At 44.5% G+C, this 23,242-nt stretch carries 23 protein-coding genes; 15 read left to right on the top strand and 8 right to left on the bottom strand.

Translation table 11 applies throughout. From position 1 onward, the window contains the following. Positions 1-58 precede the first annotated feature (58 nt). Together AM228_RS19660 and AM228_RS19655 are read left to right on the top strand one after the other, a co-directional pair. The gene (locus AM228_RS19660; RefSeq protein ID WP_054468397.1) at positions 59-1,801 is read left to right on the top strand and encodes an NAD+ synthase; all 1,743 of its coding nucleotides are present in this window, start codon (positions 59-61) and stop codon (positions 1,799-1,801) included. A gap of 189 nt (positions 1,802-1,990) precedes the next feature. Continuing rightward, positions 1,991-2,917, top strand: a complete 927-nt coding sequence (locus tag AM228_RS19655; protein WP_313890620.1) for an Rpn family recombination-promoting nuclease/putative transposase — start codon at positions 1,991-1,993, stop codon at positions 2,915-2,917. Between the two features lie 51 nt (positions 2,918-2,968). Here the strand turns inward: AM228_RS19655 and AM228_RS19650 are convergent, their stop codons facing one another. Beyond that, positions 2,969-4,222: a serpin family protein gene (locus tag AM228_RS19650; protein ID WP_054468395.1), complete on the bottom strand. Its 1,254-nt coding sequence runs from the start codon at positions 4,220-4,222 to the stop codon at positions 2,969-2,971. Between AM228_RS19650 and AM228_RS36295 the strand changes: the two genes are divergently transcribed. Beyond that, positions 4,223-4,351 carry a hypothetical protein gene (locus AM228_RS36295; RefSeq protein WP_255353227.1) on the top strand — a complete coding sequence of 43 codons (129 nt, stop codon included), beginning with the start codon at positions 4,223-4,225 and terminating at the stop codon, positions 4,349-4,351. A 6-nt stretch (positions 4,352-4,357) separates the two neighbouring features. Here the strand turns inward: AM228_RS36295 and AM228_RS19645 are convergent, their stop codons facing one another. Further along, positions 4,358-5,095 (bottom strand): metallophosphoesterase, encoded by a 738-nt coding sequence (locus AM228_RS19645; RefSeq protein WP_369817779.1) that lies wholly within the window; start codon positions 5,093-5,095, stop codon positions 4,358-4,360. Positions 5,096-5,347: 252 nt separating this feature from the next. Then, positions 5,348-5,764, bottom strand: coding sequence for a hypothetical protein (locus AM228_RS19640; protein ID WP_054468393.1), 417 nt, complete (start codon positions 5,762-5,764; stop codon positions 5,348-5,350). 424 nt (positions 5,765-6,188) lie between these two features. On the opposite strand from AM228_RS19640, the gene AM228_RS19635 reads away from it, so the two are divergent. The 3 genes from AM228_RS19635 (at position 6,189) to AM228_RS19625 (ending at position 10,038) form a co-directional block, all read left to right on the top strand. Beyond that, a complete protein-coding gene (locus AM228_RS19635; RefSeq protein WP_156331916.1) occupies positions 6,189-7,187 on the top strand; it encodes a pentapeptide repeat-containing protein in 999 nt (332 codons plus the stop codon). A gap of 277 nt (positions 7,188-7,464) precedes the next feature. Beyond that, positions 7,465-8,436 (top strand): CDF family Co(II)/Ni(II) efflux transporter DmeF, encoded by a 972-nt coding sequence (dmeF, locus tag AM228_RS19630; RefSeq protein ID WP_054468421.1) that lies wholly within the window; start codon positions 7,465-7,467, stop codon positions 8,434-8,436. Between the two features lie 216 nt (positions 8,437-8,652). Continuing rightward, complete coding sequence (locus AM228_RS19625) at positions 8,653-10,038, top strand: cell wall metabolism sensor histidine kinase WalK (RefSeq protein ID WP_054468391.1); 1,386 nt, start codon at positions 8,653-8,655, stop codon at positions 10,036-10,038. Here AM228_RS19625 and AM228_RS19620 read toward each other — a convergent pair. The 3 genes from AM228_RS19620 to AM228_RS19610 form a co-directional block, all read right to left on the bottom strand. Next, on the bottom strand, positions 10,007-10,336 hold the full coding sequence (locus tag AM228_RS19620) for a hypothetical protein (RefSeq protein WP_054468390.1): 330 nt from the start codon (positions 10,334-10,336) through the stop codon (positions 10,007-10,009). The two genes, AM228_RS19625 and AM228_RS19620, sit on opposite strands and share 32 nt — an antisense overlap. 221 nt (positions 10,337-10,557) lie before the next feature. Next, entirely contained in the window at positions 10,558-11,127 is a 570-nt protein-coding gene (locus AM228_RS19615) for a DUF4157 domain-containing protein (RefSeq protein WP_156331915.1), read from the bottom strand. 384 nt (positions 11,128-11,511) lie between these two features. After that, positions 11,512-12,567, bottom strand: coding sequence for a DUF4214 domain-containing protein (locus tag AM228_RS19610; RefSeq protein ID WP_156331914.1), 1,056 nt, complete (start codon positions 12,565-12,567; stop codon positions 11,512-11,514). A gap of 336 nt (positions 12,568-12,903) precedes the next feature. On the opposite strand from AM228_RS19610, the gene AM228_RS19605 reads away from it, so the two are divergent. From AM228_RS19605 to AM228_RS19565, 8 genes are all read left to right on the top strand, one after another. After that, positions 12,904-13,146 carry a hypothetical protein gene (locus tag AM228_RS19605; RefSeq protein WP_156331913.1) on the top strand — a complete coding sequence of 81 codons (243 nt, stop codon included), beginning with the start codon at positions 12,904-12,906 and terminating at the stop codon, positions 13,144-13,146. A gap of 226 nt (positions 13,147-13,372) precedes the next feature. Next, positions 13,373-14,536 (top strand): GuaB3 family IMP dehydrogenase-related protein, encoded by a 1,164-nt coding sequence (locus AM228_RS19600; RefSeq protein WP_054468380.1) that lies wholly within the window; start codon positions 13,373-13,375, stop codon positions 14,534-14,536. Between the two features lie 153 nt (positions 14,537-14,689). Beyond that, entirely contained in the window at positions 14,690-15,058 is a 369-nt protein-coding gene (locus AM228_RS19595; RefSeq protein ID WP_054468377.1) for a hypothetical protein, read from the top strand. Positions 15,059-15,092: 34 nt separating this feature from the next. Beyond that, complete coding sequence (locus AM228_RS36890; protein ID WP_072160856.1) at positions 15,093-15,398, top strand: zinc ribbon domain-containing protein; 306 nt, start codon at positions 15,093-15,095, stop codon at positions 15,396-15,398. A gap of 857 nt (positions 15,399-16,255) precedes the next feature. Beyond that, a complete protein-coding gene (gene trxA, locus AM228_RS19585) occupies positions 16,256-16,579 on the top strand; it encodes a thioredoxin (RefSeq protein ID WP_054468375.1) in 324 nt (107 codons plus the stop codon). A gap of 302 nt (positions 16,580-16,881) precedes the next feature. Further along, positions 16,882-17,952 carry an LOG family protein gene (locus AM228_RS19575; protein ID WP_054468419.1) on the top strand — a complete coding sequence of 357 codons (1,071 nt, stop codon included), beginning with the start codon at positions 16,882-16,884 and terminating at the stop codon, positions 17,950-17,952. A 229-nt stretch (positions 17,953-18,181) separates the two neighbouring features. Further along, positions 18,182-18,517, top strand: a complete 336-nt coding sequence (psb28, locus tag AM228_RS19570) for a photosystem II reaction center protein Psb28 (RefSeq protein WP_054468371.1) — start codon at positions 18,182-18,184, stop codon at positions 18,515-18,517. 54 nt (positions 18,518-18,571) lie between these two features. Beyond that, a complete protein-coding gene (locus AM228_RS19565; protein WP_054468369.1) occupies positions 18,572-19,078 on the top strand; it encodes a molybdenum cofactor biosynthesis protein B in 507 nt (168 codons plus the stop codon). A gap of 82 nt (positions 19,079-19,160) precedes the next feature. Here the strand turns inward: AM228_RS19565 and AM228_RS19560 are convergent, their stop codons facing one another. Next, positions 19,161-20,075, bottom strand: coding sequence for a PhzF family phenazine biosynthesis protein (locus AM228_RS19560; protein WP_054468366.1), 915 nt, complete (start codon positions 20,073-20,075; stop codon positions 19,161-19,163). A gap of 180 nt (positions 20,076-20,255) precedes the next feature. Here AM228_RS19560 and AM228_RS19555 point away from each other — a divergent pair, with 180 nt between their 5' ends. Further along, complete coding sequence (locus tag AM228_RS19555) at positions 20,256-21,497, top strand: septal ring lytic transglycosylase RlpA family protein (protein WP_082348958.1); 1,242 nt, start codon at positions 20,256-20,258, stop codon at positions 21,495-21,497. Positions 21,498-21,526: 29 nt separating this feature from the next. Here AM228_RS19555 and trpE read toward each other — a convergent pair whose 3' ends face one another. Then, positions 21,527-23,074, bottom strand: a complete 1,548-nt coding sequence (gene trpE / locus AM228_RS19550) for an anthranilate synthase component I (protein ID WP_054468362.1) — start codon at positions 23,072-23,074, stop codon at positions 21,527-21,529. Between the last annotated feature and the right edge of the window lie 168 nt (positions 23,075-23,242).

The following is a 23,242-nucleotide window of genomic DNA, read 5'->3' as shown; positions in this document are numbered from 1 at the left end:
AACAAACAAGAATCAAGAAACAAGAATCAATATTCACTCTAACAAATAACCAAACAAAATGAAAATTGCGATCGCTCAACTCAATCCGACCATTGGAGACTTAAGCGGCAACGCCAAAAAAATTCTCCAAGCGGCTGAACAAGCGGCCAAAGTAGGAACTCGATTATTACTAACCCCTGAACTTTCTTTATGTGGTTATCCTCCCAGGGATTTACTATTACAACCGAGTTTTATTCAGGGAATGTTAAAACAACTGAAAAACCTGGCAAATCAATTACCAGCATCAATGGGAGTTTTAGTTGGGGCAGCCCAAGAAAATGCCCAAGCGGAAACCACCGGAGGCAAACCACTATTTAATAGTATTTTTTGGTTAGAAAATGGCGAAATAAAACAAGTATTTCATAAGCGACTGTTGCCCAGTTATGATGTATTTGATGAATATCGCTATTTTGAACCGGGAAATCAGGTTAATGTTTTTAAATTAAACGACAAATTAGATGACAGGAATCTAAAAATTGGTGTGACTATTTGCGAAGACTTGTGGAATGATGAGGAGTTTTGGGGGAAACGGCAATATCCTTGTAATCCCATCGCCGAATTAGCCCAAGAAAAGGTGGATTTAATGATTAATTTATCCGCTTCTCCTTATACAGTAAATAAGCAAAAAATCCGGGAAGCTATGCTGCGGCACGCGGCGCAAAGATATCAGACTCCGATAATTTATGTCAACCAAGTAGGTGGCAATGATGATTTAATTTTTGATGGCTACAGTGTGGCATTTAACTCCTCTGGGGAAATGGTCTGTCGGGCTGGGGCTTTTCAAGCGGATTTAATTACTCTAGAATTGAATGAAAGCCAAAAGTCTTTACATTTAATACAGTCAAGTTCCCAATTAAACTCTGTAGAATTAGCTCCAAAGAGTGAAGATGAGGAAATTTTTGCCGCCTTAGTTTTAGGGGTCAAAGACTATGCCCAAAAATGCGGTTTTTCTCAGGCATTGCTGGGGTTAAGCGGGGGAATCGATTCGTCTTTAGTAGCTGCGATCGCTGCTGCCGCATTAGGGTCAGAAAATGTCCTGGGAGTGCTCATGCCATCCCCCTACAGTTCCGATCATTCGGTAAAAGACGCCTTAAAATTAGCGGAAAATCTGGGGATTAAAACTCATACTTTAAAAATTGCTGATTTAATGGCAGATTATGATAAATCTCTTGGGGGTTTATTTGCGGGGTTGCCCAGTGATGTCACGGAAGAAAACCTGCAATCGCGGATTCGCGGTAACTTGTTAATGGCGATCGCCAACAAATTTGGTTACTTGCTGCTTTCCACCGGCAACAAATCAGAAATGGCCGTGGGTTACTGCACTCTCTACGGGGACATGAATGGTGGTTTAGCCGTCATTGCGGATGTGCCAAAAACGCGAGTTTATTCTATCTGTCACTGGTTAAATCAATGTCCTGAGATGATTGGTAATAATATGGGCAAAAATACCAGAGAAATTATCCCCGAAAACGTCTTAACCAAAGCCCCCAGCGCCGAACTCAAACCGGGGCAAGTGGATCAAGATTCTCTGCCTGCTTATGACATTTTAGATGATATCCTGCATCGGTTAGTAGAAAAGCACGAATCAGAAGCAGAAATTGCGGCAGCGGGACATAACCCAGAAACGATCGCCCGTGTGGTCAAATTGGTGACTCGTGCGGAATTTAAACGCCGTCAAGCCCCTCCAGGATTAAAAGTCACCGATCGCGCTTTTGGGACTGGCTGGCGGATGCCCATTGCGGCAAGAGTAGTGAAAGGATAGTCAAAGGATAATTGAAAATCAAATAGCCACGGGTTTAAACCCGTGGCTACAAGACCAATTCCCCAGGGAAATAGATGAGAAGCTGAATTTACGCTAAACTAAAAGAAAAATTAAAATTATCACCCAATTACCCAGGCTAAACCAATCAAGGAGAAACACCCATGAAATTCATTAGCCCAAAAACCGACTTTGCCTTTAAAAAAAATCTTTGGTTCCAGCGATAGTAAGGATATTCTCATCAGTTTCTTAAATGCCTTAATCTATGATGAACAACCAACCATCAAAGATTTAGAAATCATCGACCCCTACAACTCCCGACCCATCGTGGATTTAAAAGATAGTTATCTGGATGTAAAAGCGGTCTTAAACAATGGGTCAACGGTGATTATTGAAATGCAACTGCTTTATGTGGGAGCCTTTGAAAAAAGAGTCGTAGATAATCTGGCCAAAACCTATGGAAATCAACTGGAGTCCGGGGCTAGATATTCTCAGCTTAAGCCGGTGATTGCCCTGACAATTACTGACTTTATTATGTTTAAAAATAGCCCGGAAGTGATTAGCAAGTTTTCCTTTAAAGAAGACCGGGCTTTATTTGATTATCCTCACCAAGAAATGAAAATGGTGTTTGTGGAGTTGCCGAAATTTAATAAGACTCTAGAAGAGATAGACCATTTAGCAGAAAAGTGGATTTATTTCCTCAAAGAAACCCCAAATTTACAAGTGATTCCCCCGAAAATGGCCGAAGTACCGGAACTGGATAAAGCGTTAAAAATTGCCAATCGAGCGAATGTCAGTCTCACGGAATTAGAAGAAATGCAAAAACGAGAAATGTGGATTGAAGATCGTCGGGGTGAAATTACTTTTGCCAAAGAGCAAGGACTAGCTCAAGGGCTGGCTGAAGGACGCTTAGAAGGAATTTCTCAAGGGGTCGTCCAAGGACAAATGGGTGTAATATTACGTCAACTGGAACGCCGATTTGGGGAAGTGCCGGAAAGCGCGATCGCACAAATTCAGCAGCTATCCGTTGACCAATTAGCCGAACTAGCGATCGCTATTTTAGACTTGCATAACCTAGAGGATTTATCCCAGTGGTTACAGGAAAAATTAAGCCATTAACACCACCAGGAATCATCCTCAAAAAATCACATTATTTTCCCAGGAAAACTGCTATGGATCCACAATCGAACCCATAAATAAAATAGTCCCGGTTTGATCATCCCGAATTACCGAGAAAAATGGGCGATCGACCACCATTGTAAACGGCGGTGGTGGCGCCGAAGTGGCGACAATTCCCACAGAAGTTGATGCCGCTGCTTCCGTGCCTTCTTCGTTCACTTCAATAAAAGTTTTATGCTTCACTTGGGAAATATAAGAATCTTCAGAAGTAATGCCAGAAAAATCCGCTTTTTCTGGGTCAAAAGCCACTTCCATTCCTAAAATTTTCAGAGTTTCATTCAACACCATTTCATACTCTAATTGGAAGCGGGGCAGAGTAATAGAACCGGGGACAAGTCGAAACAGATTCATCCATTGTTCCCAATTTTCAGGGGTTAGATTTTCATAAAAGCTGGCTAGAGTTACATTAGGTTTTGGCAGAAAAACATAAAAACTCCAGCGTCCTTCACCGTAGGGAAGACTAACCGCTTGAAAAGTATCGGTTTCATAATAACGATAATCCCCAAATTGATTCATTAATGGGTGCTGTTTCGTGCTACCATCGAGTAAGGTAAATGCAGCCTCTTTGGTGGCATCTTTAGCAAAGGGTTTTGCCCAAAGTCCTTTAAAATAGACCGCATTAATCAGAAACATAATTTGATTCGGGTCTACTTGATCGACAATTTTTTCTATTTTATCATTAGTATTAGTTTTCACCCAATTGTTAATTGTCGAAAGTGACTGAGGATCGTTAAAGTCTAGCTGACTTAATTCAGCGCTGTATGATTCCGCGACTCTTTGGATAAAATCCGGTAAAAAAGTGGTGGTTTTGCTTAACCACAGAGAGTTGGCAATATTTACTTGCACTTTTGGGTCTGCGGTAGCCAAAGATTTTTGTAAATTACTATGACCTTGGTTGACTTGTTCTAAGGGAATGTTAGCAATTTCCAAAGTATTGGCGATCGCGCTTTGGGTTTCTGCTTTTGCCCCGTTATAGGTCATAGACAATGCGGCACTAATACTCGCGGGAGAAATAAAAATATTCTCATCCGCTGCATTTTCATCGGCTGCTTGGCGATAAAGTTCCGTAAAAAGTTTAAAGCCAAACCGGGTATTGGCTAAAATCACTGGGTTGACTTCAGCCGAATTCATCGCCATTGTCGGTTGAGCCGGAATAATTTCTTGGGTAGTGGGTTGACTGCTACAACCGGCGATTAATAAATTGAGAATGGCCAAACCTGTCACCGCCGTTAAAATAAGTTTCATTTGCCTAAAAAAGTAAGTTTTCAAGAAGAAACCCGGTTTCTTGGATCAGCCGTTGGCAAAAACCAAGTAGGGGCGAATGGCCATTCGCCCCTACTAGAAACCGGGTTTCTGGGTTCAGCGAGTCCTTAAATATCTCTACAATAGCGTAATCACCGTCACTTCCGGGGCACAAAATAGGCGACCGGGGAAATAAGTGCCTAAACCGCGATTCACATAGAGAAAATTTTGGTTAATTTGATGTAATCCCTGACTCCATTCCCAATGACGAATGACTTTATCCGGTTTTTTATTGATCGAGGACAGGCAACGGCTTAAAGGTTGGGGAATCATCTGACGAATTTTTGTCAACTTAGGCGCTAATGGACCAATTCTGGGTAAGACAATTTGCCCCCCGTGGGTGTGACCGGAAAGTTGTAAATCAATCCGCCATCGAGACATCATCGCAGCCGTGTCAGGATGGTGGGACAGAACGATGCGGGGAACTTGTTCCGGGATATGGGGAAACACCGCTTTGGGGTTAAATTCACCAGAGTAGAAGTCGGCCATGCCCACTAAGGCCAAACCGTCACCAAAAGGATAAACTATTTGGTTCCATAAGACCTGAATCCCAATACTGGTCAGGGCTTGAATTATTTCAGTTCGGGATTCGTTTGGTTTAATATCATGGTTGCCTAAGATGGCATAAATCCCCGCGCTACTTTCTAAATGTTTGAGTTGCTGGACTAAATGATGAATCGAGTTTGGTTTATCAGTGACATAATCGCCGGTCAGGAGCACTAAGTCCGGTTTGGCCGCATTGCTGGCGGCGATCGCCTCAAAGAGTAACTGTTCTGAAAGTCCCCAGCCTTCATAATGAAAGTCCGATAATTGCACAAGTTTAGTGCCTTTGAGGGATTCTGGCAGATGGGAAATGAGAATATTTAATCGTTCAATTGTTAACGATCCAGTGAAGAATTTATGCATACCTGGAATCAGGGGCGACATGAGATTTCAGAATAACAAATCTCTTCCGCTTTCGGAGGATTTGCCGGTTCTGAAATCTTTTGTCAGATTAGTGTTGCGCTCGTGCGATCGGGAAAAAAATTCCCTGGTTAATCGTACTCAGATGGTTAAAGGCTCTGTTAGTTAATTAACTGACTCATCTTCAGCAGAGTGACGGAAGATTTTGCCTAACATAAACTGCGGGGGGAACTGCGGCGGCAATGACGACCGCAGGCGATCGCGATCGGCATCTGGTGGTTGAACACAAATCGCCGTTTGCTTAATTCCCGGAAGGCGGCGATTCACTTCATTTTGGAGGCGATCGCTGCGGGCAATCAGTTTTTCTAACACTTCTTGGGAAGGCGCCACGATAAACAAAGTGTTTTCTCCTGCGGGAGAAGGGGCAATCCCAAAAATGCATTCACTGAAAAGCGCTTGGGTAGAATAGTCAAACGACTCACACAAGCGCTTAAACAATGTTTTGTAGAAGGATTCCGAGAGATCGCGATTCCCGGAATCGGATCCTTCACAGGAATCGTCAAAAATAGGATGAGAGAACATAGTCGATTCTGCAATAGAGACTCTTTGAGTCTTGGAAAAAATCTTCCTCAGACTTATTTTAACGATTTTTCACCACTTATAAATAGAAAAATTCTCAAAGTTATCATTCCATTAAAAGTGATTCACAAAGTGATTCGCTTTGTTTAGGGTTAGGCTGGTGACGCCCGGAGGCACCATGAGAGTAATTATGAGTGCGAGGGAACGAGAGAGCAGAGGGTCAATCGATCTTGGAACCTGCCACAAAAACCGCAGTCTAACAACTTTTAGCGCGATCGCCTGTCGCGCAAAGAGGTGGCCGCACTCAACATTTACAGTCCATATTTACAGTCCATATTTACAATTCATATTTAGCCATTACCGATAAGATGCAACTAGGTCGGAAAGCAATCTCCTAAAATATCTGCGCCAACGAGGGGGCTATCGATTGAAAATCAAAAATTACCGACATTCTCGCTTAAACAGCTTAACAATGATTCCCCGTTACATCAGAAAAAGCCTGACCATCGTTTTTATTGCTTTGTTAATTATTCTCTGCGAAACAGTCCCCTTTACGGTAGGTCAATCTATTCCCGAAGGTGCTCCGCACCGCGGCGAAGGCCGCGAACGCCGCTATAACCCATCCGACTTCACACAATTGCAACAAACCAAAAATTGTGCCGGTTGTAATCTTATTGGTGCGGATCTCAGTGGTTTTGATCTCCGGGGAGCCAATCTCCGCTCCAGCAATCTAACCGGCGCCACCCTCAGAGGCAGTGATTTAAGAGCAGCGGATCTCAGTGGTGCCAACCTGAGCAATACCAACTTAGAAAACGTCAACTTTAGAGGCGCAGAACTTACCGGCAGCAACCTACTCAATGCCAACCTTCGTCGGGCGCAACTGGTAGGAGCCAACTTATTCTTAATTAACCTTGCGGGTAGCAACCTGGAAGAAGCTAACCTGAGTGGCACGAATTTGAGTGAAGTTTTTCTCGAACAAGCCAACCTCCGGGGAGCCAATCTCAATGGAGCTTCCCTGAGCAATACGCAAATGACTGGGGTGAACTTAGCCGCCGCACAACTCAGAGGTGCCGACCTCACCAGTGCCAATTTAGCCCAAGCCAACCTAAGTCGGGCTAGTCTAGACGGGGCGCAAATGCCCGGTGTCACCCTGAGAAATAGTCAGTTGATGAATACCAGCTTTCGTGGCACTAACCTAGAAAAAGCTGACTTGGAAAATGCCGACCTCAGAGAAGCTAACCTAATTGGCGTCAATTTACTCCGAGGACAACTGTTGAATGCCGTGTTGATTTCGGCTCAAACTCAGGGGGCTGATTTCACCGAAGCCAATTTATTGAGGGCAGATACGACCAATACCAATCTTAGAGACGCTAATTTGTGTAATGCGATTATGCCTGATGGGAAAAAGGGTCGTTGTCCTGAATAGCGTGTGCAAGAATTAAAAAATTAAAAAATTTACTTTCATCAGCGGTTTGTCCGTAAGGCTAAGGAGTTTACAGGGAGTAAAAAAATTATAAGCTAGAGATTACAGCGGTTTTCTGTTGAATAGACCACAGATGATTTGGTAGGGGCAAAGCATGACCGCATTCGAGGGTTAAAAGCAGAGATTTAATGAGGTCATGCTTTGCCCTAAGCGAGATTTGTGGTTGACCAATCTGAAAACCGCTATAAGAATTCAGCCCAAGTCTTTTGTGAGAATTTTTATGCACATCCATACCCTTGAAGAATGGCAACACGCCCATGATTTTTCTGTTGAGCGACATGAAGCAGAGAAAAAAACCAAAATAGTCCTGTTACTGACAGCCGTAACAATGGTGGCTGAGATTGTCGCTGGTACAACCTTTGGTTCCCTGGCTTTGCTGGCTGATGGTTGGCACATGGCCACCCATGTCGGAGCCTTTGGAATTGCCGTGTTTGCCTATCAATATGCCCGGAGAAATGCACGCAATCCTAAATACACCTTTGGCACCGGCAAAGTGACTGTACTGGGTGGTTTTACCAGTGCAATTGTGCTGGCAGTGATTGCGCTGGCGATCGCCGTCGAGTCATTGACTCGTCTTTTTCAACCGACATCGATTCAGTTCAATGAGGCAATCTATGTCGCAGTGATTGGATTATTTATCAATCTTGTCAGTGCTTTCCTATTACACGATCATCACGATCATCACCACGATCATCACCACGACCATGACCACGACCATGACCACCATGACCACCACGATCATAATCTTCGTGCTGCTTATATTCACGTTTTAGCGGATACATTAACTTCTCTTTTTGCCATTATTGCCTTATTCGCGGGCAAGTTTTTAGGTTGGGTTTGGCTGGATGCGGTCATGGGTTTGATTGGTGCATTAGTGATTGCCAAATGGTCTTATGGATTAGTGACTGAAACCGGTGAAACCTTGCTGGACGGATCAATTGATAAAGACATCAATTTGGCAATTTTAAATGCAATTGAGCAAGACTCGGATAATCGAGTCACCGATCTGCACGTTTGGAAACTGAGCGAAAATCATCTAGCGGCGACCATTTCTTTGGTGACACATTATCCTCAGCCACCAGAATATTATAAGAATTTACTTAGCCATATTCCCTCTCTTTCTCATGTCCTAGTTGAAGTGAATCACTGTCATGGGGAACCGTGCATCAATTTGCAGAAACAGACGATATAAGTGGGGTGTGGGGTGTGGGGTGTGGGGTGTGGGGTGTAGGGGAGCGGGGGAGGACAGTGGTAGGGGCTTTTCCGTGGCGGTGGTTGCCCCGGAGCGGAGGAGCTTCCGGAGCGGAGGAGCAAACAACAAAAGAATCCCTACCCAACAACAACGAACAAACAACAACCAAAGAATCCCTACCCAATAACCAACAACCAATAACCACAAAAAGAAGTTATGTTTCAAACCACTCGCCGTCGGTTAGCTCTTTGGTACACCACCGTCACCGCGATTTTACTGCTGGTATTTGCCACAGGTTTTTATTTTTATGTGCGGAATACTTTAATCGATCGCATCGACGATACCCTCAAGCACGTGGTGGAAGTAGTGGAGCGATCGCTGGTGATTTCACCGAATTCTCAAGGTGGATTGCGAGTTAATGTCGAAGCCAGTTTTCGCAATAATACCAACGCGGTGGAAGACGATCATATTGATTTAGAGTGGTTTAGTCCTACGGGAGAGTTACTCTGGGCAACGTTTTCTGAGTCCTTAAATCTGCCCTTGCATCCCAACCGGACTGGAGAAACAGTGCATTTAGTGGGCAATAGTCACGAGTTGTGGTTACGACAAATTACCGAACGAGTGGAATATGGGCGACAGGTCTTAGGCTATTTGCGCGTGAGTCATCCCTGGTTTGAATTTACTAAACCCATTCGACAATTGATTTGGGATTTAAGTGTGGGGACAGCGGTGATGGCGATCGGTGTGGGGGTGATTGGTTGGTTGCTTTCCGGGCTGGCGATCGCCCCGGTGCGCGAATCTTACCAAAGGCTGAAACAGTTTACCGCCGATGCTTCCCACGAACTGCGGAGTCCGATCGCGATAATTCAAACCAACGTGCAAGTAGCCCTAGCGGATCCGAATCTGGAATCCGCCACCCAACGATTACAGTTACAAATGATCGAACGCTTGACCAGACGCTTAGGGCGATTGGTGGACGATCTATTATTTCTAGCTAGACAAGATAGTGGCATCGTTCAACCCAATTGGGAAACGGTGCATTTGGATGAGTTGCTGATTTCTGTGATTTCTGAACAACAAGCGATCGCCACCGAAAAAGGCATTACCTTGTTTCTGGATATTGCCACACCCCAGGAATTCTCCCCAGAATTAGAAGCGGAAATTGTCTCGACAGGAGATCGGGGCAATATCTTCAGCCTGCGGGGGGACAGTCAACAATTAACCCGACTGTTTACGAATTTATTAACCAATGCCCTGCAATACACTCCCACTGGGGGAGATATTGAAGTGAAATTACAGTGCGATCCCCTAAACTTTCGCCAGGGACAGTCTCCACCTTTACAGATAAAAGTCAGGGATACCGGCATTGGTATCCCTGCTGAGTCGTTACCACAAATTTTTGAGCGGTTTTATCGCGTCGATCCAGCCAGACATCATTCTCATCAAAGTGAGGCAAAGTTTTCGCCGACTGGATCGGGATTAGGGTTAGCGATCGCCCGCGCCATTGTAGAAAATCATCAAGGACAAATCCACATATCTAGCGAGGTGGATCGAGGAACCACGGTGACTGTTATCCTACCGGGGAAAAAATTTCCCGATTAATCCCACTACAAGCGGCACAAGCACATCCAGGTAAATCTTTTAATCCATCATTGACGTTTCTGGTCAGCCAAATTTGGGATCCAGAAACTCCGTGATTCTTCCAAACAGCAGCCAAATCACCGCGCACTTGGGAGAGGGGAGTTTGAGGATGTACCACCGACGCGATTACAGTTGGGTTATCGGCCATCTGTGGAGTGCGATCGGTTGCGGCCATTGTTGGTTCTGCCAGTCCCAACCAAGAGGCGATCGTCAAAGCCAGCAACAAATACAATGCTGGAGATAATTTTGATAATGTCATCGTGATAAATTCCCTCGAAAAATTCATAAAAATTTATAAATCATGGTCGTGAATCTATTATAATTTGTTCCCACCGAGACTGTCATCCCCACGGATATCTGTAAGAATTTAGCGAGGAAGATTCCGGCCAGCGTTTTGCTAGGAAAATATAACTATTTTTTCTAATAAAATAGCTTATCGGTATAATTTGATCCCAGCTATTATTTTTGTTGATCCATAAATTAATCTTCATTTTCTAAAGCAATATCAGAAGATTTTTTTGCTTTTCTATTTCGGCTTCTAGTTCCGTTTACTCTCACTTCGTTGGCCAACCAACTGGCAAAAAACTTTTCAAATTTAAACGCCTCTTGCTCAAATATATTTTGGTTATATTTCTCGTCAGCTTTTTTATATTGCAAAAAATAATGATAACCAAACTTACTGAGACTGCCTAGCTCTTCATATTGCTTACAATGATACAGTTCGTGGGCTAACAAAACGATTTGCTGTAAATCACCAGGGCGATAAATATCCCGAATATAGATGCGATGACCATAAACTTGAGCATTAGATCTGCCGACATTAATTTGAAAACTAGCCGCCACCCAATCTTCCATCAGCAAAGCACTGTAGACCACCATGACCCGATCCACTAAATCACCAAAATGTGGTCGTAAGTATTCCTTTTGAATCTCATCTAAGCTTTGCGGTTTAGAATTATTACCGATCATCAACCGATCGCCAGCAGGATAAGCGATCGCCCCAACATTACCCCACGCTTTTTCTGTCAGTTCTTGTGAAAATATTTCCAAATATTTCTTAGCAAAATTGAAAGCGTATTCTCGATATTTTGATGAAACTAGCGGACTGAAATAGACCGAAAAACCTAAACCGAAAAGAGTCAAACTAAGAAATACTCTCCAAAATTTAATATAACAGGAGATTTGCATAACCGATTCACCGATCAAATTTATCCGAACAATTTTATTAAATGTAAAATTTAAACCGGTTTTTTTTACTTTTTTAAAATCTTGATTTAAACACCATCAATAAATTAAAAATACTCTAAATATTCAATTGTATATTGTATTTAGAGTATTTTTAATGAGAAACATCAAATTACGATATGTTTTAAATTCACGAATATCGCCACAATAATATCATAGCGATATCGGATTTTTTTTTACAGGAAAATCTTAGCCGCCTCGCCGTCTTCTCGCTTCATCACTGTTGGCAATATCGCGACGGACTTTATCGAGACTCCAGTCTTCAGAAAGCTTTCTTTGATAGGTTCTTAACCCTCTGCTATCAGCATTTCGTCCCAATATTTCTCGATAAATTCGATTAATTGCCTGTTCCGCTTCATCACTTTCGGCAATATCCTCCCGAATATCTTGAATATTCCAATCATCGGCTAACCGATCTTGGTAAGTTCTCATCCCCCCGCGATCTGGATCTCGTTCGAGAACTTCTTGGTAAATTTCCTCGATCGCCTCCTCTCCGGCATCACTATAAGCAATCTCTTCACGCACATCGTCCCAATCACAGCGATCCCGCTCAATGCAATTCACATAATCCCGCAGGTCACGGCGAGAAATTCTGGCATTATTACCTAGCATTTGCCGATACAGTCTTCGTACTTGTTCCTCGATTTGCTGGCGTTCTCTTGACTGTGCTTGGAGGACTTGTCCATCATTATATTCATAATCACGATATTCATCATCACGATAGCGATCGCCATGGCGCTGGCTAATGCTGCGATTATCTCTGGAAGATGAACCAATGGGACGACGACTATATTCATCCTCAGAGCGACCTTGATAGCGATTATCTACTGGGTTAGTATGAGCAATGTGAGCGCGAACATCATCCCAAGTGCAAACATTTTGCTCGATACAATTGACATAAGCTGCCAAGTGGCGACTCGATAGACTGGCATTGGGCCCAACCATTTGCCGATGGAGTAAAATCACCTGTTCAGAGATCCGTTGGCGATCGCGCTCTAGTGCTTGTGCTTCTGCTTGTGCTTGAGTTTGCGCTTGTGCTTGTAAAAGCGACTGATCTGCTTGGAGAAAATTGGCGAACTGCTGAGGATTTTCATACCCAGTCAACCCTTGAGCCTTTGGCGTCAATAGCACTGACCCACTAAAGGCGATCGCCATTGTAGAACTTAGACTTAAAAACTTTAATAAGTTTAAAGCTTTCATACTCCCTCCCATGCCCATAAAGAAAAAATAAAATTGTTTAGTCAAAATCAGTAAACTTGACAAATCTGAATCAATCTATATCAATCTATTTTACTAAACTTTACTGAGTAACTTACAAATTTCAGCCTCGTCGGATGAGCCACCCTATTTTATTAGGGAAAACCCAGCACGAAGAATCGCCAAGGTAATATTCATCATGGCATCAAATCCGCCAAAAAATATTGCATCCAATGCTCTATGACCTGATTGATTCGTGAGTTGTTCCTCCGAGCAAACTAACCGAAAGGATTACTATTTGAGGATTGATAGGGATTAAACTTCACTGATTCTGTGTTCAATTTACCCGACTCCCTTAAATCAATTGTCAGCCAATAGGCAAGTTTGACGATTGACTGCCCAGAGTGGGTGACAAGCCTGGTAGAAAATCCATATTCTTCATCGATGAAATCCTTTGCGAAGCAGGAATTTTCTGGGGCTCGGACTCAGAGGCGAAGTCTCATGCCCCTTTCTGGTCTACCCTTGACAGTTGCCCAACTGGTTCAAGCGCCGGAATGGATCATCGGCATTCATCTTGTCAACATTGTCAACAAATTGTCAACAAACCTGGATTTCACAAAAGCTTAACCCATTTAACAGGGATTCAACAGGGAAACCCATGCCAATTCTGTCACGATTTAGCCAAAATTCCTCTAGAACAATATTAGAGGAAAGTCTTGTGTTTGCCAAACTCGAAAGCCGCTCCAGGATCCCCCTCAACCGGACTTTTATCCCCTAAATACGAAATTTGTACTTTTGAACACTCCAAAATTTGCTAATGTAACTTAAATAGTCTTGGGAATAAATAAAAGAAGTGGATATTTTAATCGGGCGGGGTAAAACGGCTCGCCGCGCTTACGGAATTGATGAAATTGCCCTAGTTCCTGGAACCAGAACCATTGATCCGAGTTTGCCAGATACTTCTTGGGCGATCGGTGGCATTGAGCGAGAAATTCCCATCATCGCCAGTGCAATGGATGGTGTGGTGGACGTAAAGATGGCAGTCTTGTTATCTAAACTCGGAGGCCTTGGAGTTCTCAACCTCGAAGGGATCCAAACTCGTTATGACGATCCAGAACCTGTACTCGATCGCATTGCCTCCGTCGGCAAAGAAGAATTTGTCTCTCTGATGCAGCAACTGTATGCCGAGCCGATTAAACCAGCGTTAATTGAAAAGCGGATTTCGCAAATCAAAAGCCAAGGGGGAATTGCGGCGGTCAGTGCCACTCCTGCCGGTGCATCTCAATTTGGCTCCGTAGTCGCCAAAGCCGGTGCTGACTTATTTTTTATTCAAGCAACCGTGGTTTCTACGGATCACTTGTCTCCAGAGTCAGTCACCCCATTAAACCTAGAAAAATTCTGTGCCGAAATGCCAGTGCCAGTTATTTTAGGCAATTGTGTCACTTATGAAGTCACTCTTAAATTAATGAAAGCTGGAGCGGCAGCGATTTTAGTGGGAATTGGCCCTGGGGCAGCTTGTACCTCTCGTGGGGTCTTAGGTGTCGGCGTCCCCCAAGCCACGGCAGTGGCTGACTGTGCCGCCGCCCGGGAAGAATTTTATCGGGAAACAGGTAAATATGTGCCTGTGATTGCCGATGGTGGCTTAATTACCGGCGGTGACATCTGTAAATGTATTGCGTGTGGCGCAGATGGTGTGATGATTGGTTCTCCTTTTGCCAGAGCCAAAGAAGCTCCCGGACGCGGTTATCACTGGGGCATGGCCACTCCTAGCCCCGTATTACCTCGCGGGACTCGCATTCGCGTCGGCAGCACCGGCACCTTGGAGCAAATTTTGCGTGGACCGGCACAACTTGACGATGGCACTCATAACCTCCTAGGGGCATTAAAAACCAGCATGGGAACTTTAGGCGCCAAGAACCTGAAAGAAATGCAAGAGGTGGAAGTGGTGATCGCACCGTCGTTACTCACGGAAGGCAAGGTGTATCAAAAAGCCCAACAACTGGGAATGGGTAAGTAGTTTGACTGGTGAGATGCCTTTCGGCAAGCCAGACGCAACGGTGGCGTTGCCCGCTTTCAGTCTTGTCGAGCCAAGTCACAAACAATTCAGTTTAAAGTCGGAACTTGGTATCCAAGAACGACCAAGGGTTTAACTTTTAAGGCATCTCAACCAATGCCAACAGAGTGTATTTACGGCACTGAACTGGTTGATCAGAGAGGAAAATGGCTGGCTTGTATTCCGGTGCGGGTTACAGAAACTAGCTCATTAAACACCGGAGTCATGGCATTAGACCCGGGCAATCGGGCTTTTTTGACGGGATATGACGGGGACGGCATTTTAGAGGTGGGACGGGGAGACATCGGACGCATCAATCGCTTGTGTTCGCACCTAGACCATCTCTTGAGTCGCGCTGCCCTATCCAAATCTAAACGTAAGCTATATCTGATGATAAAAGCTGCTAACCTGCTCAGGGAGCGGATTTCTGGCTTAGTTAAAGACTTACACCCCCTTGGTGGCATCCTTTTTGGTGAGGAATTATAAAACCATCTTTTTGCCGACCTATCAGGTTTCTGAGATGGTGATTAAGTCAGGGCGCAAAATCAACCGCAAGTCGGTGAGAAATATGCTGACATGGAGTCATTCCAGATTTGCAGCAGCTTTGAGCGCGATGGCTGAACGGAATGGTGTTTTGGGGATTCGGTGTAACGAGTCCTACACATCCAAAACCTGCACCAATTGCGGTCGTATTCACAACCGACTCGGTGGCGCCAAGATTTTTCAATGTCCCAATTGCGGGTTCCGACTTCCACGAGATGTCAACGGCGAAAAGCAACATTATGTTGCGAGCTTTGCCCGCTACAGCCTTCACCGTTATTGGTGATGCTGTACCTACCCTAAATGCTCAGGAGTGAGCGCTTTAGGAAGGTTAAATGTTGCACTCCTTAAAGAAGCCTGGTTTTGTGTCAAATCTGAAAATTTTAACTGATTTAGTACGCATTAAACCGATCTATTGATTACAATAGAGAATAGCGGAGACGCATGTTTCCGTTCACTCCTCACACCACACTCCGCCCGAACCTTGTTCGGGCGGTTCCTTTTTGGCATGATCTATCCCCTCCTATATACTATGGATCGTCTGCTGTTTCAGGATCTTCCCTTGTCTGATCCCGCTGACAACATTTCAGGATGTCACTCGTCTAAGAATTGTCTAAGAATTAACGATCATTTAATATCTGTCGCTGTAACCCCTTGGTGGTCATGTGACACAACGCTTCTGAACCCCTTGAATGTATTGAAAGGCTTTAATGATTTAATGCCAAAGACGGCTTAAAGAAAACCTCGCCAATTTTTCATGTTTAATGTTTAATGGCCAAATCCACTTGTAGGTTCACTCCGTGAGCTTGAGTGGATGGTAGAATTACCTGTAGTCCCTGACAAGCTCACGCCGTAAACTTAGGTTGGTTGACTTGCCGTTTGGCGGAAAGAGTGCTGTAATCAAAAAAAATAGCCCGGTTTTTCATCTGAGTAACCGCTTTCCGCTGCCCAAGGAAGTAATTCCTGTTTGACTTTTTGTCTAATTTGGTAAAGTCAACCGTTTGGCGAGGGTCTTTTGCCCGTAGATCAGAAGGGTCAATAAAGCGCTGATTGATCTCGGCTCTTTTGCGGCCTTCACACTAAAACGCGGCAGTCGGGGATACATTAATCTCAGAAAAACTATTGAGAAAAGGATTCGCAACAATGTCAGCAGCAGCCCCTGTTACAGATGCTACTTTTAAGCAAGAAGTTCTTGACAGTGAAATTCCCGTACTCGTTGATTTTTGGGCACCGTGGTGCGGTCCGTGCCGGATGGTGGCGCCTGTGGTGGATGAAATAGCCACACAGTACGCCGGTCAGCTAAAAGTGGTCAAATTGAACACCGATGAAAATCCCAATGTGGCGAGTCAGTATGGAATCCGCAGTATTCCTACCCTGATGATCTTCAAAGGAGGTCAACGGGTTGATATGGTTGTGGGCGCAGTGCCAAAAACCACCTTGGCAAATACTTTAGAAAAATATCTCTAGTGCTTGTCTGCCCCAGCCAAAACAAGCTGAACGCTTTGGATCGTCTTTGGGTCGGGTTGGGTCAGGTATGGGTTGAATTAACAAAACCCCTACCTGACCCAATCCGGGATGTTGCTCCCTTTGGCGTCGATGAGTTTCAGCTTGCTCCGCAAGGAAAAACCCGTCCGGGCAGACCCTGGTGCGGGGTTTCTTTTTTTGAAAAAAACTTCTTAGCTAAACAGCGGCAATGTTAATGTTCTCTAATGTTCTCTTTAGAATTGCCAACTCAATTTGCCGACTGTCCTCCCGCTGCCAACCCTCTTATGGCTTCTTTTAATTCTTCTTCCTCTTTTTCTCTTGATGCACAGGTTGATCAGTTGTTAGAGCAACTCCCTGACTTGCCGTATCAGAAATGGATTTCTCGATCGCTGGCGACGATTTTGGCTCTGGTCGCTGAAGGTGACAAGATTTCACGTTTGGACTGGAAAATTCTCAGTGCTGCGTTGCAAGATATGCAGCAAGGCTTTGAGGTGTTTCAGCCTTATCGCCATGTCAGAAAAGTGACCATTTTTGGTTCAGCCCGATTAGCCGCAGATAGTCCAGAATATCGGATGGCCTTTGAGTTTGCCCGTAAAGTCACGGAATTGGGCTTTATGGTGATGACCGGCGCCGGTGGCGGGATTATGCAAGCGGGAAATGAAGGGGCTGGAACTCACTGTTCTTTTGGTCTGAATATTCAGTTGCCCCATGAACAAAGCGCCAATCCGTTTATTGCCGAAAATGAGAAACTGATTAATTTTAAGTATTTTTTCACTCGTAAGTTATTTTTTCTCAAGGAAAGTGATGCGATCGCGCTGTTTCCCGGTGGCTTTGGCACCCTGGATGAGGCGTTTGAAACCTTGACCCTGACCCAAAATGGTCGCTTTGGCCCTGCCCCTCTGGTGCTGATCGATCCACCCGGAGGACACTACTGGCAAGACTGGCAAGCCTATATTACGAAGAACTTAGCCCAAAGGGGTTTGATTAGCCCTGACGATTCGAGTCTCTACACGATTACCGATAATGTGGATGAAGCTTGTCAGGTGATCGCCAACTTTTATCAGGTTTATCACTCCAGTCGTTATGTAGACGAGCAGTTTGTGTTGCGGCTCAAATGTGAACTGTCCGATGCTACGGTGGCAGAACTTAATGCGGATTTTAGCGATATTTTGCTGAGTGGAGCAATTACTAAAAGTGCCGCATTGCCCGCCGAACAAGGAGATGAGACGGAAAAGCTGCCCCGTTTGGTATTGCATTTTAACCGGCGGGATTTTGGTCGCTTATATCAGCTAATTCACCGGATTAATCAATTTGGCCTGATCGCCTCTGAGTCCTTGCATCCAGAGCAAAGGTAGTGCTTTTTTCCCCAGGAGAGTTTTTATATTCTGCAAATAACAGATAACAGATAAAACATTATAACAGTCTAAGAACCAACAACCAACAACCAAGAACCAACAACCAACAACCAACAACCAACAACCAACAACCAACAACCAACAACCAAGAACAACCGATCAGATTTGTATCGGGTTCTAATTAATGCGAGAATAAAAATCATTAATCGTTTACAAAAGTTAACAGCTTATGGCGACAATTCAATTTTCCAGGGGAGTTGACGAAGAAGTGGTGCCAGATGTGCGTTTGACTCGCTCTCGCAGTGGCAACAATAGCACCGCTACCTTTTTTTTCGATCGCCCCAAGGCTTTGGATAAAGATAATCTGAATGAAATTACGGGGATGTATCTGGTGGATGAAGAAGGGGAAATTACTTGCCGAGATGTGAAGGCGAAATTCGTCAATGGTGAACCAGTCGGCATTGAAGCCCTTCATATTATGAAATCTGCGGCAGAGTGGGATCGGTTTATGCGGTTTATGGAACGCTACGCCGAGGATCATGGATTAGGCTTGAATAAGTCATAGTTTTTTTTGGTAAAATTACTCATCCGTAATCGCGATCGCCACCGTTTTAAATCAATGTCAAAAGTTCCTCATCCCGACTCAGACCCCATCACTGTGAAATGTGCGGTGATTACCGTCAGTGATACGCGCACCGTAGAAACCGATCGCAGTGGTCAGCTAATTCAGCAGTTGCTCGGCGATGCCGGTCATCGGGTTAACGCTTACCAAATTCTGCCAGATGAACCAGATCAGATTCAAGGTAAACTTATACAGTGGTGCCAGCGTCCGGATTTAGATGCATTGATTTTTAATGGTGGCACCGGAATTGCTCCCAGGGATACAACTTACGATGTGATCGCCTCTCTGTTAGAAAAAACCCTACCCGGTTTTGGAGAGGTGTTTCGCTGGTTAAGTTATCAAGAAATTGGCTCACGGGCGATCGCTTCACGGGCGATCGCCGGAGTCTATCAATCTAAATTAATTTTTTCCCTTCCCGGTTCTTCAGGGGCAGTCAAACTGGCGATGGCATCCCTGATTTTGCCAGAATTAGTTCACCTGGTGACGCAAATAAATATCAAGTGAACCATCCATAATTCAGGGGCGATCGCAGCCATTGTTTTAAAACTTCATCCATCATAATAATTAGAGAATAATTAGAGAATAATTAGAGAAATTCTCCTTTCGCCACCAATTGCACCGAACCGCCCACAAACACAGCAATTTCCCCGTTTGCTTGCGGGTATGCTTGCAAAAATAGCAGAGACGGGCGATCGATTTCATATCCCTGCTCTACCCGCACATCAATATTATCTTCCCCAAAATAGCGATACTTCACCAAATACCCCGCCAAACAGCCATTCGCACTACCCGTGGCTGGATCTTCCGGTACTCCCAAATAATCCCCAAACATCCGTCCACTTAAATGATTTTGCGGATGATTGGTTTCCGGGCAAAAGATGAAAATACATTTCGCGTCTGTCGTTTCAATTAATTTAAAATATTTATCTCTATTGACTTTTGCGCGTTTTAATGCATGGTGATTTTTCAACGGCACAATGATAAATGGAATTCCCGTAGACACTTCTTGGCAAGGAAAGCGATAGTGTTCCGCACCGCTACCGCGAACGTCAATTTCAGAACCCTCTAAATTCAATACTTCTGCCAAAGCCCCAGGGTCGATGACTTGTCCAAATTTCGGCGGCTTTTGTTGCATTTGTAAGCAACTCACTTGGCCATCTTGATAGGCAAATGTCACAGGAATTTGACCAACTAGCAGATTTAAATTCACCTGAGCCACCGGAGCCTTAATTAATTCGCGTTGAATAATATAAGCCGTTCCCAAAGTCGGATGTCCGGCAAAGGTAACCTCTTGGGCAGGGGTAAAAATGCGAACATTATATCCCCCATCGATCGCCTCGTGATGGGTGATAAACGTGGTTTCTGAATAATTAATTTCCTTGGTTATTCGTTGCATTATTTCCGGGGAAATTTGACCAGCGCGGGGGAATACAGCCAGTTGATTGCCGCTATATTTAGTCTCCGCAAATACATCAACGATAAAAAATTCTAATGAATTCATAGAGCCTCAAAAATTATGATGAGTATAATTAAGTTTGTGCTTGGGATCAATGGGTTGACTCATTTTTTAGTCGCTTCCACTTTGATCCCCACACATTTGATTATTTTGGCATCAGCGTGTAATCTATTACGAATTTCTTAGTCTGCCTATGGGTAGACAGTCATCGTTCATTCTTTCATTATGGAATATCTAGGAATTGTTTGGCTCACTTCTTGGTTACTTGATTTTTTCTCATCGAGTAACCCTGTATTAATGGCGGCTGAATCGGGGCATAACTCTTATGCGGCTAATGTTTTATTAGTTGCATATAATTCGGATCATAATTCGGCTCATAATTCGGCTCAGAAACGGGGACAGTCCCATAAGCAGCGCCGAAAATCATCCGGTCAAATGTCCAGCGATTTGCAGTTGCATGAGGGTTTGATTAAGCCATTGTTGCAATCTTTCCTCTCAAAAAAATCAAGCAAAAGCCAAGTTTGTCAACGACCTGACCCGATTAAAACCAAAACCCAATTCTCATCATTTTTGCCCATATGGTTGACGGACACCCAGGCGGCGAATTCCGGGCAACTAATTTCTCACAACCGTGACTCGGACAATCCGACTCAAACCATGTTGCAATGGATGGATGAAATTTTGCCCATCCCCGGAACTACCCCTGCCAAAGCGACAGCGACAGCGACCCTGGTGCAGGTGGTGCGATCATATCCCACCAGCCCCAACTATCAATTCATGGATTCTCTGGATTCTTTTTATGAAATTTGGGTTGGTGGATGTTTAGTTGGCAAACTGCCTGACCCAATTTCTGCCCATGTACTTGGCTTACAACTTCAACAATTGTTGCAAGATCCTAATTTTGATCCACAGCAGATCGAGGCCACGATAGTCCATAACCAACCAGCAATTCAAGTTGGTTCAGAGGTGTTATTGATTGTCTCGGAAACCTTGGCGGAACAATTAAACGATCGCCCAAAACAGTTAGCTTTGAATTGGATTAATAATCTCCGTCAAGCCCTGGCTGCTCCACCCTTGACCTTGGCTAATTCCCAATCTCAGATGTACGGGTTACAGGAAAGTAAAGAAATTCTCACGGGTTTAGCATCTTGGTATGGGCCTTATTTCCACGGTCGTTTGACGGCGAATGGAGAAACTTACAACCAGTATGACTTAACGGCGGCTCATCCTTCGTTGCCGTTTGATACCTATTTAAAGGTGACAAACTTAGATAATGGTAAGTCAGTGATTGTGCGGATTAACGATCGCGGCCCATACATTCCGCCCCGCACATTGGATTTGTCCCTGGGAGCCGCCCAGGAGTTGGGCAGCGAACACACTGGGGTAATTCCTTATAAAGCAGTGATTATGAAACCCGCCATCGCGCAGCGAGACCAAAAAGCCCGTCAGGAAGTGACGAGACTTTAGCCTCAGAATCCGCATCAGAATCAGTTAAGTTAACGAACTAGACAGCGAATCGCTTCAAGTAACCCTCTGGCTTTATTGAGGGTTTCTTCGTATTCTTTCTCTGGGTCAGAGTCCGCAACTAAACCAGCCCCCGCTTGCACCGATACGGTGAGTTTGCCTTGGTCGTTTGCCCGGACGACCATCGTTCTAATGGCGATCGCCGTATTCAGTTGACCCTCAAAATCGTAATAGCCATAAACCCCAGAATAAGGACCCCGACGACAAGGTTCTAACTCATTGATAATTTCCATGGCTCGAATTTTGGGGGCGCCGCTGACGGTTCCCGCTGGAAAACAGGCTTTGAGTAAATCCCATGCGGTTTTACTCTCTTCAAGCTGTCCGACTACGTTACTCACAATATGCATCACATGAGAATAACGCTCAATCACCATTAATTCATCAACTTTCACCGACCCTTTCACGCAGACTCGTCCCAGGTCATTGCGCCCCAAGTCTACTAACATGACGTGCTCGGCAATTTCCTTGGGGTCTTGGAGTAAGTCTTCCGCTAATGCCGCATCTTCCTGGGGAGTTTGCCCCCGTGGTCGGGTGCCCGCGATCGGACGCAGGGAAGCTATTTTACCTTTGCCCGGTGCATTTTCGGCTTTTACCATCACTTCCGGGGATGAGCCAATAATTTGCCAATCTTTGAAGTGAAAATATCCCATGTACGGGGAAGGATTAATTAAGCGCAAAGAACGATAGAGGGCAAACGGATCGCCGCTGAATTCCGTTGATAGCCGCTGGGAAATTACTACTTGGAAAATATCCCCTGCTTTGATGTAGTCTTTGGCTTTTAGGACATTTTGACAGAATTGCTCTTTGGAGATATTGCTGGTATAGAGATAGTCCGCTTGCCCTGGGGAAGACGGATTTCCCTGACTCCGGGGGGGTTTCCACTCTAGCACCGTGTCCTCGGTAGAGAGGGGCATTTGCAATTTATTGACCAGAGTTTTCACCCGATCGCACGCTTGTTGATAAGCTTCCTGGAGGGATACCGCTGGATCCCGTAAATCCGCGAAGGCGATCGCCCAAATTTTCCGCTTCACTTGGTCAAAAATCAACAAATTATCTACCTGCATCCACAACCCATCAGGTAAATCATTCTCTTGGGCTGGATCAACCGGGACTCTGGGTTCCATCCACCGAATCAGTTCATATCCCCAAAAGCCAAACAAACCACCAACTCCAGGGGGTAACTGGGGTAACTTCACAGGGGCGATCGATTTCAGGCAGTCAGTCAGCACCACAAACGGATCCCCGGAAAAGATTTCCTCCTTACCACCCCGATAAGTTTTCGTCGTTTGATTGCCTTTGGCGGATAAAATCCACAAAGGATCGCAACCTAAAAAACTATAGCGGCCAATTTTTTCGCCACCTTCGACGGATTCCAACAGAAAGCTGTAGGGCTGACCGGCACAAACCTTATACCAAGCAGAAACTGGGGTATCCAAATCTGCCACCCACTCTTGATACACCGGCACAAAATTACCTTGTGTGGCTAGATGAGAGAATTCGGAAAATTCAGGAAAAATCATAATTTGACAGGTAACGGAGAATATTAGTTATTAGTTATTAGCTATTATTTGTTATTTATTATTTATTATTTATTATTTATTATTTATTATTTATTATTTATTAGTTATTAGTTATTAGTTATTGACGGCATAACGACGGCATAACAATAAGGAAGGTAGCACAACTGT

This window comes from Planktothricoides sp. SR001 (assembly GCF_001276715.1).
GTDB classification, from domain to species: Bacteria; Cyanobacteriota; Cyanobacteriia; order Cyanobacteriales; family Laspinemataceae; genus Planktothricoides; species Planktothricoides raciborskii.
The sequence above is the reverse complement of the archived record's forward strand: the minus strand, read 5'-3'. Positions and strand labels throughout refer to the sequence as shown.

Coding starts and splice junctions, on each gene's coding strand:
- AM228_RS19660 (WP_054468397.1), top strand. CDS start 59: ATGAAAATTGCGATCGCTCAACTCAATCCGACCATTGGAGACTTAAGC.
- AM228_RS19650 (WP_054468395.1), bottom strand. CDS start 4,222: ATGAAACTTATTTTAACGGCGGTGACAGGTTTGGCCATTCTCAATTTA.
- AM228_RS19640 (WP_054468393.1), bottom strand. CDS start 5,764: ATGTTCTCTCATCCTATTTTTGACGATTCCTGTGAAGGATCCGATTCC.
- dmeF (WP_054468421.1), top strand. CDS start 7,465: ATGCACATCCATACCCTTGAAGAATGGCAACACGCCCATGATTTTTCT.
- AM228_RS19625 (WP_054468391.1), top strand. CDS start 8,653: ATGTTTCAAACCACTCGCCGTCGGTTAGCTCTTTGGTACACCACCGTC.
- AM228_RS19620 (WP_054468390.1), bottom strand. CDS start 10,336: ATGACATTATCAAAATTATCTCCAGCATTGTATTTGTTGCTGGCTTTG.
- AM228_RS19595 (WP_054468377.1), top strand. CDS start 14,690: ATGCCAACAGAGTGTATTTACGGCACTGAACTGGTTGATCAGAGAGGA.
- AM228_RS36890 (WP_072160856.1), top strand. CDS start 15,093: ATGGTGATTAAGTCAGGGCGCAAAATCAACCGCAAGTCGGTGAGAAAT.
- trxA (WP_054468375.1), top strand. CDS start 16,256: ATGTCAGCAGCAGCCCCTGTTACAGATGCTACTTTTAAGCAAGAAGTT.
- AM228_RS19575 (WP_054468419.1), top strand. CDS start 16,882: ATGGCTTCTTTTAATTCTTCTTCCTCTTTTTCTCTTGATGCACAGGTT.
- psb28 (WP_054468371.1), top strand. CDS start 18,182: ATGGCGACAATTCAATTTTCCAGGGGAGTTGACGAAGAAGTGGTGCCA.
- AM228_RS19565 (WP_054468369.1), top strand. CDS start 18,572: ATGTCAAAAGTTCCTCATCCCGACTCAGACCCCATCACTGTGAAATGT.
- AM228_RS19560 (WP_054468366.1), bottom strand. CDS start 20,075: ATGAATTCATTAGAATTTTTTATCGTTGATGTATTTGCGGAGACTAAA.
- AM228_RS19555 (WP_082348958.1), top strand. CDS start 20,256: ATGGAATATCTAGGAATTGTTTGGCTCACTTCTTGGTTACTTGATTTT.
- trpE (WP_054468362.1), bottom strand. CDS start 23,074: ATGATTTTTCCTGAATTTTCCGAATTCTCTCATCTAGCCACACAAGGT.